At 74.5% G+C, this 12,571-nt stretch carries 11 protein-coding genes; 6 read left to right on the top strand and 5 right to left on the bottom strand.

What is annotated here, in order from left to right:
- Window positions 1–149 precede the first annotated feature (149 nt).
- Window positions 150–734 (bottom strand): helix-turn-helix domain-containing protein, encoded by a 585-nt coding sequence (locus AB0399_RS25370; protein WP_366412900.1) that lies wholly within the window; start codon window positions 732–734, stop codon window positions 150–152.
- Window positions 735–853: 119 nt separating this feature from the next.
- Between AB0399_RS25370 and AB0399_RS25365 the strand changes: the two genes are divergently transcribed.
- On the top strand, window positions 854–1,723 hold the full coding sequence (locus tag AB0399_RS25365) for a nuclear transport factor 2 family protein (protein WP_366412899.1): 870 nt from the start codon (window positions 854–856) through the stop codon (window positions 1,721–1,723).
- Window positions 1,724–1,754: 31 nt separating this feature from the next.
- Here the strand turns inward: AB0399_RS25365 and otsB are convergent, their stop codons facing one another.
- From otsB to AB0399_RS25350, 3 genes are all read right to left on the bottom strand, one after another.
- Window positions 1,755–2,603 (bottom strand): trehalose-phosphatase, encoded by an 849-nt coding sequence (gene otsB, locus AB0399_RS25360; protein ID WP_329368172.1) that lies wholly within the window; start codon window positions 2,601–2,603, stop codon window positions 1,755–1,757.
- A gap of 143 nt (window positions 2,604–2,746) precedes the next feature.
- Entirely contained in the window at window positions 2,747–3,064 is a 318-nt protein-coding gene (locus AB0399_RS25355) for a DUF3263 domain-containing protein (protein WP_366412898.1), read from the bottom strand.
- A 14-nt stretch (window positions 3,065–3,078) separates the two neighbouring features.
- Window positions 3,079–4,368 (bottom strand): sugar ABC transporter substrate-binding protein, encoded by a 1,290-nt coding sequence (locus tag AB0399_RS25350; RefSeq protein ID WP_329368169.1) that lies wholly within the window; start codon window positions 4,366–4,368, stop codon window positions 3,079–3,081.
- 295 nt (window positions 4,369–4,663) lie between these two features.
- Here AB0399_RS25350 and AB0399_RS25345 point away from each other — a divergent pair, with 295 nt between their 5' ends.
- The 3 genes from AB0399_RS25345 (at window position 4,664) to AB0399_RS25335 (ending at window position 7,943) form a co-directional block, all read left to right on the top strand.
- Entirely contained in the window at window positions 4,664–5,596 is a 933-nt protein-coding gene (locus tag AB0399_RS25345) for an ROK family protein (protein WP_329368167.1), read from the top strand.
- Complete coding sequence (gene nagA, locus AB0399_RS25340) at window positions 5,596–6,807, top strand: N-acetylglucosamine-6-phosphate deacetylase (protein ID WP_329368165.1); 1,212 nt, start codon at window positions 5,596–5,598, stop codon at window positions 6,805–6,807. Before AB0399_RS25345 ends, nagA begins: the two co-directional genes overlap by 1 nt.
- Window positions 6,808–7,007: 200 nt before the next feature.
- Window positions 7,008–7,943: a 1-phosphofructokinase family hexose kinase gene (locus AB0399_RS25335; protein WP_329368163.1), complete on the top strand. Its 936-nt coding sequence runs from the start codon at window positions 7,008–7,010 to the stop codon at window positions 7,941–7,943.
- A 53-nt stretch (window positions 7,944–7,996) separates the two neighbouring features.
- Here AB0399_RS25335 and AB0399_RS25330 read toward each other — a convergent pair whose 3' ends face one another.
- Window positions 7,997–9,043: a hypothetical protein gene (locus AB0399_RS25330; RefSeq protein ID WP_366412897.1), complete on the bottom strand. Its 1,047-nt coding sequence runs from the start codon at window positions 9,041–9,043 to the stop codon at window positions 7,997–7,999.
- 194 nt (window positions 9,044–9,237) lie between these two features.
- Between AB0399_RS25330 and AB0399_RS25325 the strand changes: the two genes are divergently transcribed.
- Window positions 9,238–10,200 carry an SAM-dependent methyltransferase gene (locus AB0399_RS25325; RefSeq protein ID WP_366412901.1) on the top strand — a complete coding sequence of 321 codons (963 nt, stop codon included), beginning with the start codon at window positions 9,238–9,240 and terminating at the stop codon, window positions 10,198–10,200.
- Between the two features lie 163 nt (window positions 10,201–10,363).
- Window positions 10,364–12,571, top strand: a complete 2,208-nt coding sequence (locus tag AB0399_RS25320; RefSeq protein ID WP_366412896.1) for a serine/threonine-protein kinase — start codon at window positions 10,364–10,366, stop codon at window positions 12,569–12,571.

Below are 12,571 nucleotides of genomic sequence, written 5' to 3'. Positions count from 1 at the left end.
CCTGGAGCAAGTGCACGCCGGCCGCCTCGGGCCCGGCCTGAGCACTCCGCCTCGGGCCCGGCCTCGGGCACGGGTTCGGGCACGAGTTCGGGCCCGGCCTCGGGCGCAGGTTCGCAACACCCGCCTTCCGGGGCCGGGTGGAGGCGGGGTCAGGGCTTCGGGGCCAGGCCGTCGAGGAGGACCGACAGCAGCCGGGCCGGGTCGGCGGGGGTGGCCGAGCGCGGGCGCATGGCGTGGAGGAAGGCGGAGACCAGCGCCATCAGGTCGGCGGCGGTGAGGTCGGCGCGGACGGTGCCGGCGGCCTGGGCGCGCGCGAGCAGCCCGGCGATCTCCTCGCGGAGGACGGCGGCGGTGGCCAGCACCGCGTCCTGGATGTCGACGCCGGAGCCGACCAGCGCGTCGACGAGGTCCTGCTTGGGCGCGGACTCGCGCAGCAGGTGGTCGAGGAACGCGGCCAGCGCGGTCCCGGGGTCGCCACCGAAGTCGCCGTCCGCATCGCCGAGTTCGCGGGCCCGGTGGATGAGCTGGTGCAGCCGGTCGTGCACGACGGCCTCGAACAGGGCTTCCTTCGTGGGGAAGTGCCGGTAGAGGGTGCCGGGGCCCACCCCCGCGCGCCGGGCGATCACGTCGAGCGGCACCGCGATGCCCTCGGTGGCGAACGCCTCCCGGGCGATCTCCAGCAGCCGGTCCCGGTTGCGCTGCGCGTCGGCCCGCAGCGGCCTCGTCTCCGGCACGTCGATCGCCCCTTCCCGTACCCGGTCCCGGGTACCACTTCAACTGGAGAGCACTCTCCGGTACGGTGACAACCGGGGCGCACTCTCCGATTCTACGGTGCCCCGGGAGGACGTCAGCCATGCCCACGCGCACGCCCCGCGAGACCGTCGAGGGGTTCCTCGCCGCCACCATCGGCGAGGACCCCGGCGCCCTCGCCGACTTCTACGCCCCGCACGTCGTCATCGAGATGCCCTTCGCCCCGCCCGAGTTGTATCCGGCCCGCACCGAGACCACCCGCGAGGAGCTACGGTCCCGGTTCCGGGCGGGTGCGGCCGTCCGCCGCTACGAGACCGTGCGGGACGTACGGCTGCACGAGACCGGCGACCCCGAACTGGTCGTCGCCGAGTACACGTTGGACGGCCGCCTGCTCGCCGGCGACGCGCCCTTCACCCTCTCCTTCGCGATGTTCCTGACCATCCGCGACGGCCACATCCTGCACAGCCGCGACTACGCCGACCCGCTGGCCGGGGCGAAGGCGCTCGGCCGCCTGCCCGAACTCCTCACGGCCCTGGGGGCACCGGCACCCGGGCCGGACCCGACCACCGCGAGCCCGGCCGGCGTGGTCAGCGGCGAGGACCGGATCGCCGTCACCGACCTGCTGGCCCTGCACGGCCACCTCACCGACGCCGGTGAACTCGACCGGCTGGACGAGGTGTTCAGCTCCGACGTCGTCTACGACCTCACCGGACTCACCCCGGCCCGCGGCACCCTGCACGGGCTCGACGCCCTCGTCGACGCCGCCCACGCCCTCGGCCCGGCCAACCCCGTCGGCCACCACGTCACCAACACGGTCGTCCGCGCCGGCGAACACGCGGACCGGGCCTACGCCCGGTCCAAGGGGATCGGCGTCATGGCCGACGGCACCAGCGGGAGCGTCACCTACGACGACACCCTCGTACGCGGCCCGCGCGGTTGGCGCGTCACGCACCGCAGGATCACCTCGCGGTGACGGACCCCGCGGCGCCGGGTCGACGGCCGGGTCAACCCAGTTCGTCGGCCAGGTGGTTGAGGAGGGCGACGACGCCGGACGGGCCCTCGACGGTGAGGTCGGCCTGCGCCAGCACCTCCTTGGGGGTCTCCTCGGCGCCCGCGCTGGCGACGAGGAGCCCGGGCAGGCCCTGGGCACGCAGTTCCGCGACGGCGGCGTAGGCGGCGAGGTCGCCGAGGTCGTCGCCGGCGTACAGCACGCTGCCCGCGCCGACCTCGCGGAGGTACGAAGCGAGGGCCACGCCCTTGTCCACGCCGGGCGGGCGCAGTTCGAGGACGTAGCGGCCGGGTTCGACCACGAGGCCGTGCCGCGCGGCGAGTTCGCCCAGCGGCACGCGCAGCGCCTCGAACGCGGCGTCCGGGTCCTCGGTGCGGCGGGTGTGGACGGCGACCGCGCGGCCGCCCTTGTCCTCGATCCAGGTGCCGCGCCACGCGCCGATCGACTCCAGGAAGCCGGGCAGTTCGGCACGGACGGCGGTGACGCCGGGGTGCGCGGCGGGCGCGTGCACCTCGCCGCTGCGGGGGTCCCAGCGCTCGGCGCCGTAGTGGCCGAGGACCACGAGGTGCTCCAGGCCGGGGACCCCGGCGAAGCCGCCGTACCGTACGGCGACCCCCGCCGGGCGGCCGGTGATGATCGCCGCCGCGGCCAGGTGCGGGGCGAGCCGGGCCAGCGCTCCTGCCGCGCCCGGGTGCGCACGGGCCTGTTCGGGGTCCGGCACGATGGGGGCGAGCGTGCCGTCGAAGTCCAGCGCGACGACGGCACGTTCGGGGTGGGCCAGCAACGCGGTCAGAGCGTCCTTGCCCTCGGGGGTGTGCGGGGTGAACGTCTCGGCGTAAGCCATGCGGTCGAGCCTAGCGGAACCCTCCGGGGTGGTCCGTGCTGTCGGTCCGGGGGCCACCTGCCGGTGGTTGCGCACGCTGTTCCGCGCGCCCCTGGATTCGTGCGGCCCCTCCCGCGAGAAGAGGGTCACCCAGGACACCCGGCTCAGCGGTTTTCTGAGCGGCGTTGTCTCGTCAGGCGCCAGCGGTTGACCGTGGTCGGGGCGGCCCGGAGGGCGCGGGGGTCGTCGAGGAGGGCGTTGAGGTGCTGGAAGAACGCGGTCGGGGAGATGCCGAGCCGTTCCCGGATCGCCCGGTCGCGCGGACCGGGCCCGGTCCAGTTCCGGCCGGCGAGGTCGAGCACCGCCAGGTCCCGCGCGGAGAGCCCGGCGGAACCGCCGACCGTGTCCGCACCCGTATCCGCAGCCGTATCCGTATCCGCACCGGGGTCCGTCCGTGCGGCTTCGCCGCCCTGCTCGGTCACCTCGATCGCACCCCCTACTGCGGTTGGGACGTCAGCCCCTGCCCGTCCTGGACCTCCGCGAAGTTCTGCAACTGCGACAGTACGGTCTTCGGGTCGCTGTGCACCGCCGTGCCGATGACCTTCTTCACCCGGTCGTTCACCTTCGTCCAGGAGGTCTTGTCCACCGGGTAGAAGACCGCCTCGGGCAGCAGGTTCAGGAACTGGACGAGGTCGGCGTCGCGCTTCTCGCCCTGCATGACCTGGGAGGCCGAGGTGGTCACCGGCAGCAGGCCGTACTCGTCGAGGAACTTGACCGTGTTCTTGGTCTGGTAGACGTACCGGAGCAGCTTGCGGTCGGCGTCGAGGTTGCCGTTCTGCTTGAAGGCCATCGCCCAGTCGGCGACGCCGAGGGTGTCCTGGTCCGGGCCGTCCTTGCCCGGCAGCGGCGCGACGCCGACGTCGACGCCGCGCGCGCGGGCCTGCGCCAGCAGCGTCGGGTGGCCGTTGATCATGCCCGCGTTGCCGGACATGAAGTCGTCGAAGACCTCCTGCCGGTTGGTCTTGGCGGGGTCCTTCCCGCCGATCAGCTTCGCGTCGACGAGGTTCTTCTTCAGCCAGGTGAACGCCTCGACGTTCTCGGCGGAGTCGAAGGTGTAGTTGCCGACCGTGTCGGTGATGCCGCCGTTGGCGCCGAGCATCCACATCAGGGACTCCGCCTGCGACTCCTCCGGGCCGAGCGGCAGCCCGTAGGGGACCTTCACGCCGTCCGCCTTGAGCAGCTTCGCGTCGGCGGCGAGGTCGTCCCAGGTCCTGGGCGCCTTGTAGATGCCGGCGTGCTTGAACAGGTCCTTGTTGTAGAAGAACATCCGGGAACTGGACGCCCACGGCAGGCCGTACTGGGTGCGGTCGACCGATCCGGCCTGGGCCAGCGAGGGGATGAAGTCGGCCTGCTGGCTCACCGTGAAGAGCTGGTCGGCGCTGTAGAGCTGGCCCTTGGCGGCGTAGTCGGCGTACGAGCCCATCTGCGCGATGTCCGGCGGGTTGCCGGCCTTGACCATGGCGGCGACCTTGTCGTCCACGTCGTTCCAGCTCAGTACCTGCACATCGACCTTGATGTCCGGGTACTGCTTCTCGAAGCCGTGCACGATGTCGTTCCAGTACACCAGCGAGCTGTTGTCGGTCTTCGCGTCGCCGTAGTCCGCGGCCACCAGGTGCAGCGTCACGTCCTTGCTCTGCGCCGTGGAGCCGCCGCAGGCGCTGACCCCCGTCAGGGCCAGCGCGGAAGTGAGGCCGGCCGCGAGGCCGAGAAGTCGTCGCCGCTGCACTGTTCCTACCACCCTTGGGACTTCGGGAAAGATCGGGATGCGGGCGGGGCCGCCCGCCGGGCCACCGCAGAAAGAGCCGAGTCTTCCCCATATCTTTAGCCAAGGTCTACACCATGAGTGAGATCTCTTCGACGGCGGGCCCCATCCTGCGGCCGCCGCCCGCCTCGTGACGGGCTTTTTCGCCTCCCCGACCGCACCCCTCTGACCTGCCCGGCAATATGCATCTTTCCTGAGAATCGATCTTCCGGGCCGAGTGGACTAGACCTCTATAGGGGTGAGACGCGAGACTGTCCACGTGAGACATGTCATCGCCCTCGATGTGGGCGGCACCGGGATGAAGGCGGCGCTGGTCGCCGAAGACGGCACGCTGCTGCACCAGGCACGCCGACCGACGGGCCGCGAGCGCGGCGCACAGGCCGTGGTGACCGCGATTCTCGACTTCGCCGCGGACCTGCGCGAGCACGGCCGCGCCGAGTACGGCGAAGGCGCGGTGGCCGCCGGCGTGGTGGTGCCCGGCATCGTGGACGCCGCGGCCGGCATCGCCGTCTACGCCGCCAACCTGGGCTGGAAGGACCTGCCGCTGCGCGACCTGCTCTCCGAGCGGCTGGACGGCCTGCCGGTGGCGCTCAACCACGACGTGCGGGCCGGCGGCCTGGCCGAGGGGCGGATCGGCGCGGGCAACGGCGCCGACCGGTTCCTGTTCCTGCCGCTGGGCACCGGCATCGCCGGCGCCATCGGCATCGAGGGCCGGATCGAGGCCGGCGCGCACGGCTACGCCGGGGAGATCGGCCACATCGTGGTCCGCCCCGGCGGCCGGGAGTGCGGCTGCGGGCAGCGCGGCTGCCTGGAGGCGTACGCCTCGGCCGGCGCGGTCTCCCGGACCTGGGCCGCCGCCAGCGGCGATCCGGCCGCCGACGCGGCCGCCTGCGCGCGGGCGGTCGAGGCCGGCGACCTGGCGGCGATCGAGGTGTGGCGGGAGGCGATCGACGCGCTCGCCGACGGCCTGGTCACCGGACTGACCCTGCTCGACCCCCGGGTGCTGGTCATCGGCGGCGGCCTCGCCGAGGCCGGCGACACCCTCTTCGGCCCGTTGCGGGCGGCCGTCGAGGCGCGCATCACCTTCCAGAAACTCCCGCTCATCGTCCCTGCCGCGCTGGGAGACACCGCCGGCTGCCTGGGCGCGGGCCTGCTCGCCTGGGATCTGATCTCCGTGGAGGTATCCGCCTGATGGCCCCCGTAACGACAACGCAGCGCACCGTCCTGACGGGTGCCCGCGTGGTGCTGCCGTCCGGCGTGGTGAACAGCGGCCGGATCACGGTCGACGGCACCCGGATCGCCGCCGACGAGCAGGCCGAGCAGGCCACCCACGACCTGGCCGGGCGCGGCTACACGGTGGTGCCCGGGTTCGTGGACATCCACAACCACGGCGGCGGCGGCGCGTCCTTCACCTCCGGCACCGCCGAGGACATCCTCACCGGCGTGCGCACCCACCGCGAGCACGGCACCACCACGGTGGTCGCCTCCACCGTCACCGAGAACCTCGACGCGCTCGCCCGGCAGGCGGCGCTGCTCTCCGAGATCGTCGAGCAGGGCGACCTGGCCGGCATCCACTACGAGGGCCCGTTCATCTCGCCCTGCCGCAAGGGCGCGCACGACCCGACGCTGCTGCGCGATCCCGACCCGGCGACCGTGCGCAAGCTGATCGAGGCCGGCCGGGGCGCGGTGCGGATGGTCACGCTCGCCGCCGAACTGCCCGGCGGCATCGAGTCGGTACGGCTGCTCGCCGACCTCGGGGTGATCGCCGCGATCGGCCACACCGACGCCGACTACGAGCAGACCCGCCAGGCGATCGACGCGGGCGCGACCGTGGCGACCCACCTGTTCAACGCGATGCCGCCGCTCCACCACCGCGAGCCGGGCCCGATCTCGGCGCTGCTGGAGGACGAGCGGATCACGGTGGAGCTGATCAACGACGGCACCCACCTGCACCCGTCCGTGCTCGAACTCGCCTTCGGCAGCGCCGGCGCCGCCCGGGTCGCGTTCATCACCGACGCGATGGACGCGGCCGGCTTCGGCGACGGGATGTACGACCTCGGGCCGCTGAAGGTCGAGGTACGGCAGGGCGTGGCGCGGCTGGCGGAGGGCGACTCGATCGCCGGGTCGACGCTCACCTTGGACACCGCGTTCAAGCGCGCGCTCACCATTGACGGGCTCTCGCTCACCGACGCCGTGCAGGCGATCTCGGTCAACCCGGCCCGGCTGCTGGGCCTGTCGGACCGGATCGGCTCGCTGGAGCCCGGCAAGGACGCGGACCTGGTGGTGCTGGACGAGGCGTACGACCTGGTGGGTGTCATGCACAAGGGCGCGTGGGTGGTCGAGCCGCCCGCTTCCGCCTCCCCCGCGTCCCCCGCCTCGGCCGCTCCCGCCGAGCGGTCGTAGCGGAACCCGAGGCCCGCCATGCGCCCCGGCCCTCCCGCCCGTCGCCCGTGCGGCCCCGTCGGCCCTCCCCGGCCGCGGGGCCGCCACGGGCTGCTTCGGGCCGCCCGCCCGGCGCCCGTCGCCCGTCCCGTCTTCAACTTCCCGTTAAAAGCGGCCGTCCCGCTCTGGGCCCGCCGCCGTCCGTTTGCCAAAATCAACAGGTGATCATCACCGTCACGCTCAACAGCGCCCTGGATGTGACCTACCGGGTCCCGTCCCTGATACCGCATGCCACCCACCGGGTGCTGGAGGCGGTGGAACGGCCCGGCGGCAAGGGACTCAACGTCGCCCGCGTGCTCGCCGCGCTCGGCCACCGCGCCACCGTCACCGGCTTCGCCGGCGGCCCGGCGGGCGACGAGCTGCGCCGCGGCCTCGCGGCGGTGCCGCACGCGGACCGGCTCACCGACGCCCTGGTACCGGTGGCCGGCAGCACCCGGCGCACGGTCGGCGTGGTGGACGCGGCCACCGGCGACACCACCATGTTCAACGAGCCAGGGCCGACCGTCGGCCCCGCCGAGTGGGCGGCGTTCCTCGACGTCTACCGCGAGCTGCTCGCCGGCCCCGACACCGAGGCGGTCGCGCTGTGCGGGAGCCTGCCGCCGGGCCTGGCGGTCGGCGCGTACGCCGAACTGGTCCGGGAGGCGCGCGCGGCGGGCGTCTACGTCCTGCTCGACACCAGCGGGGAGCCGCTGCGCCGCGGCCTTGCCGCCCGCCCCGACCTGATCAAGCCCAACGCGGCCGAGCTGGCCGGGCTGACCGGCTTCTCCGAGCCCGCCCGCGCGGCCCACGACGCCAGGCGGCGGGGCGCCCGCGGGGTGGCCGCGTCGCTCGGCGCCGACGGGATGCTCGCGGTCACCGAGGACGGCGCCTGGCGGGCCCTGCCGCCGGGCCGGCTGGCGGGCAACCCCACCGGCGCCGGCGACTCGGCGGTCGCCGGGCTGCTGTCCGGGCACGTGGAGGGGCTGCCGTGGCCGGACCGGCTGGCCCGCGCGGTCGCCCTGTCGGCGGCGACCGTGCTGGCACCGGCCGCCGGGGAGTACGACGAGGCCGGGTACGGGGAGCTGCTGCCGAAGGTGGAGGTCGTCCCGGCGGGGTAGGCGGCCGAGGCGGGCGGCCGGGCCGGGAGCGCCGGCCCCGCGGAGCGGTCCGCCTACTTCGTGACCGTGCCCTCCTTGAGCCACACCTGGTCGAGGTTGGCCCCGCAGTTGCTGTCGGCCGGGGTGCAGGACAGCGTCAGGACGTTGGCGCCCTTCTTCAGGTTCACGTAGTTGAAGGTCGTCATGTTCCACGCCTTCGCCCAGTCGGTGGCGTTGCCGTAGTTCTTGAGCTTCACCGGGTCGGTGCGCGGCTTGCCGTTCACGCCGAGGGTGAGGGTGGCGTCGGGGCCGGCGTTCGCGTAGCTGACGAAGTACGTGTAGGCGTCGTCCTTCGGCACGACCACCGTCCAGCTCACCGTGGCGCCCTGGGTGCCCATGCTGTCGACGTAGGTGCCGCCCGACGCGTTCGCGCCCGGGTGCTCGGTGCTCTTCGCGGCGCCGCCGGTCAGCGCGAGCGTGGACGCGTCGACCTTCTTCGAGTCGAACGGCGCCGGGGTCGCGGACGGCGACGCGGACTGGCTCGGCGCGGTGCTCGCGCTGGTCGCGCCGGTCGGCTTGTCGTCGGCCTGCTTCTTCTTGTCGCCCGAGCTGTTGGTCATCGCGAACGCGATGCCGATCGCGACGGCGGCGACCACCGCGACGGCCGCGATCAGCAGGCCCCTGCGGTTCGGGGCGCCGGAGCCGTCCTGGCCGCCCGGCCCACCGGCCCTGCGGCCCCCGGGCGGGCCCTGCTGCGGGTCGTACGGCGGCGGGCCGGACTGCTGCGGCTGGCCCTGCGCCTGCGGGTACTGCGCGGTCGGGCCGCCGTACTGGCCCGCGTACTGCTGCCGGCCCTGGTCGTAGCCGTACGGCGCCTGGGGCGGGTAGCCGTAACCGCCGCCCTGCTGCTGGGGCGGGGCCTGCGGCGGGTAGCCGTAGCCACCGGTCGCCGGGCGCCGCTCACCGACCCGCTGCACCTGGTGGTACGAGGTGCGGGGCACGCCGGGCTGTCCGGCCGCCGGCTGGCCGCCGGCCGGGTCGGGCTGGTCGTCGCCCTCCGACCGGTAGAGATACGCGAACGGGTCGTCGTTCTCCGGCGTGCCGTCGTTTCCGGCAGTCATCCGCTGTCCACTCCCTCGACTGTGGTATGCCAGGCACCTTACCGGCCTCGGACGACACACCTCCCACGCTCTTCGACGCGTGGGCAGGTCGGTAAGGTTCCCCTGTGAGCAGCGCCACGGGTTCCGGCCGCCCCGATCCGGGTCCGGGCCCGGATCAGGACCGCGTGCCCGGGTGGCTGCCCTGGCGGGACGCGATGGAGCTGGCACTCTACGGCCCCGGTGGATTCTTCCGCCGGGAGCGGCCCGCCGACCACTTCCGCACCTCCGTGCACGCGTCCTCGCTGTTCGCCGGCGCCGTGGCGGAACTCCTCGCCCGGGTGGACACCGCGCTCGGCCACCCCGCGGAGCTGGACTTCGTCGACATGGCGGCGGGCTCGGGCGAACTCGCCGCCGGTGTGCTGGCCGCCCTCCCGCCGTCGCTCGCGGCCCGCGTGCGCGTGCACGCCGTCGAGCGCTCCGCCCGCCCGGCCGGGCTCGACCCCCGTGTCACCTGGACCGCCGAGCCTCCCGCGGGCGCGCGCGGCCTGCTGTTCGCCAACGAATGGCTCGACAACGTTCCCCTGCCGGTCGCCGCGCCCGGCCCCGACGACCACGCCCGCTACGTCGAGGTGCGGCGGGCGGACGGCGCGGAACGCCTGGGCGCCCGGGTGAGCGGTGCGGACGCGAGGTGGCTGGAGCGGTGGTGGCCGCTGGGCGCGGGCGGCGGGCCGGACCGGCGTGCGGAGATCGGCCGCGACCGTGAGGCGGCCTGGCGGCGGGCCGTCGCCGCGCTGGCCGCGGGCCTGGCGGTGGCGGTGGACTACGGCCACACCGCGGCGGCCCGCCCGGCGCTGGGCACCCTGACGGGGTATCGCGACGGCCGCCAGGCCGTCGCCGTGCCGGACGGCTCGATGGACCTGACCGCGCACGTGGCGATGGACGCGCTCCCGGGCACCCTGACCACGCAGCGCGAGGCACTGCACGCGCTGGGGGTGCGCGGGCAGCGGCCCCCGCTCGCCCTGGCCGCGCAGGACGCGCCCGCCTATCTGCGGGCGCTGGCCGCCGCCACGGAAGCGGCCGAGCTGACCGCGAAGGGCGGCCTCGGCGACTTCCTGTGGCTCGCCACGGCCGTCGGCGCGGGGTGCGCGGACCTGCTGCGGCCGCCGGCCGCGGACTGAGCGCCGCCCGGCCCGCCGACAGGCTTCCCTGCGCGGGTCGTTCACCCTTCCTCCCTTTCTCCTCCCCGCGTTCGTCCGCCCGGTCTGCAACCGCGCAGGGCGCGACCGTCGTGTCACCCAGGGACGCGGGACGGGTCAGCAGGGGCCAGGGGGAGGCGGGGGCATGGCCGGTATCGGCATCAGGCCGCTCGGCGAGGACGACCCGAGGCGGCTCGGACCGTACCGGCTGCTGTGGCGGCTGACCACCGGCGGCATGGGGCGGATCTACCTGGCCAGGCCCCAGCGGGAGGGCCCGCTCGTCGCGGTCAAGACGCTGCTCGCGGAGGGCGTGGTCAGCGAGCCCGACCGCAAGCGCTTCGCCCGCGAGGTGGATCTGGCCCGGCGGGTGGACAGCTCCTACACCGCCCGCCTGCTCGACGCCGACGCCCGGGCCGAACGGCCCTGGATGGCCATCGACTACGTGCCCGCGCCGTCGCTGGGCGACCTGGTCCGCGCGGCGGGCCCGCTGCCGCCCGAGGCGCTGCCCTGGCTGGCGGCCGGCACCGTACAGGCCCTGCTGGCCCTGCACGACAAGGGCGTCGTGCACCGCGACGTCAAACCCCAGAACATCCTGCTGCCGCTGACCGGGCCGCTGGTCATCGACTTCGGCATCTCGCACGCGATCGACAAGACCACCACCTCGCTGACGCTGGGCACCATCGACTACACCTCGCCCGAGCAGGCGCTCGGCCGGCGCTCCACCCAGGCGTCGGACGTGTTCTCGCTGGGTGCGACCCTCTTCCACCTCGCGGTCGGCCGCGCGCCCTACCCGGAGACCGACGACGGCCCGCTGCAACGGCTGGCCCGGGTGCAGGCCGGCACCCTCGACCTGTCCGGTCTGCCGCCGGCGCTGGCCCCGCTGATCCACCCGACCCTGGCCGCGGAACCCGAGGCGCGCCCCACCCTCGGCGAACTCCTGGTGCGCTTCATCGACGAGGCCGACCGGGCGCCCGCGGCGCGCGGCGCGCAGCACCGGCTGCCGGTGCGCTGGACGGCGCTGATCGACGCGTACGAGGCGCACGGTCGGGCGCTGGACCTGGACGAGGGCGGCGCCGTCGCGATGGCCGACGAGCACACCCGCCCGCTGCCGCCGCCGGCGCCCACCCTCGTGGACACCCGGGAGCGGGCGGCCCGCCGGGAGCGGGAGGAGCAGGCCCGCCAGGCGCGCGAGCAGCGGGAGCGGGAGCTGCGCGAACTGGCCGCGGCGACACGGGCGAAGGCGGCCGAGGCCGAGCGGCAGCGGCGGGCCGAACAGGAGGCGGCGGAAGCGGCGGCCGCCGCGGAGGCGGCCCGGAAGAAGGCCGAGCGCGAGAAGGCGGAACGCGAGAAGGCCGAGCGGCGCGGAGCGGAACAGCGCCGGGCGGAGCAGCGCAGAGCCGAGGAACTGGCCGCCGAGCGGCGCGCAGCCGAGCAGAAGAAGGCCGAGCAGCGCGCGGCCGAACGCCGTGCCGCCGCGGCCAAGTCGAAGCAGGGGGAGTCCGGCTGCATGCTGCTGGCGGCCGTCGTGCTCCTCGTCGCGCTGGTGGCCTGGCATCCGTGGACCGGCCACCACGGCTCGGGCTCGACCGCCGGCGCGACGGGCAACGCGTCGGCGAACGCGTTCTCGTCCGGCGGGAGCGGCCTCTCGTCCGACGACCCGAACACCGGCAACACCGGCGCCGCCTCGGACAGCACCGGCGGCGACGACGCCGGCACCGCGTCGGACGGCGGCTCGGACGACTCGGGCGGCTCCGTCGGCAGCTCGGACGGCACGGACGGCGACACCGTCCCGGACACGACGCCTCCCGCACCCACCACCACGACCCCGCCGCCCGATCCGACCGAAGAGGCGTTCAAGGCCGTGCCGGTCGGCGACTGCCTGCCGGTCTACGACACCGGCCGCGGCGGCAGCACCATCGCGTGGAGCGCCTCCGTCCCGCCGAGCCCGGTGTCCTGCTCGGGCCAGTGGGGCGGCCTGGTCCAGGTCACCAGCCGCACCAGCGGCAGCTGCCCGAGCGGTACCGGCAAGTCGTCGTGGAGCTACTACTCCGCGTCCTCGGGCGACACCACGCGGCTGTGCCTCACCCGCGTCTTCCTCCCGCACTACTGCCTGCTCGGCACGCAGTCCGGCGACTCCATCAGCATCGGCCCGATGACGGCCGTGGACTGCACCGCGAAGCAGGTCCCGGTGCCGTACAACCAGGTCATGTGGATATCGGGCGTCTACCGGGCCCCGTCGGGCGCCTCCGCGAACAACTGCGTGCAGGGGGCGAGCGACCGGACCCGGTACTGGGCCTGGCTGGTGAACGACGGCAGCACGCTGCTGTGCACGACGATCTACCAGTCCGGCTGA

Source organism: Streptomyces sp. NPDC088194, from assembly GCF_040702025.1.
Classification (GTDB): Bacteria; Actinomycetota; Actinomycetes; order Streptomycetales; family Streptomycetaceae; genus Actinacidiphila.
This window is presented reverse-complemented; position numbering and strand designations above follow the sequence as displayed.

Excerpts from the sequence above, each read along its gene's own strand:
- AB0399_RS25330 (WP_366412897.1), bottom strand. The coding sequence starts at position 9,043 with ATGACTGCCGGAAACGACGGCACGCCGGAGAACGACGACCCGTTCGCG.
- AB0399_RS25365 (WP_366412899.1), top strand. The coding sequence starts at position 854 with ATGCCCACGCGCACGCCCCGCGAGACCGTCGAGGGGTTCCTCGCCGCC.
- AB0399_RS25325 (WP_366412901.1), top strand. The coding sequence starts at position 9,238 with ATGGAGCTGGCACTCTACGGCCCCGGTGGATTCTTCCGCCGGGAGCGG.
- nagA (WP_329368165.1), top strand. The coding sequence starts at position 5,596 with ATGGCCCCCGTAACGACAACGCAGCGCACCGTCCTGACGGGTGCCCGC.
- otsB (WP_329368172.1), bottom strand. The coding sequence starts at position 2,603 with ATGGCTTACGCCGAGACGTTCACCCCGCACACCCCCGAGGGCAAGGAC.
- AB0399_RS25320 (WP_366412896.1), top strand. The coding sequence starts at position 10,364 with ATGGCCGGTATCGGCATCAGGCCGCTCGGCGAGGACGACCCGAGGCGG.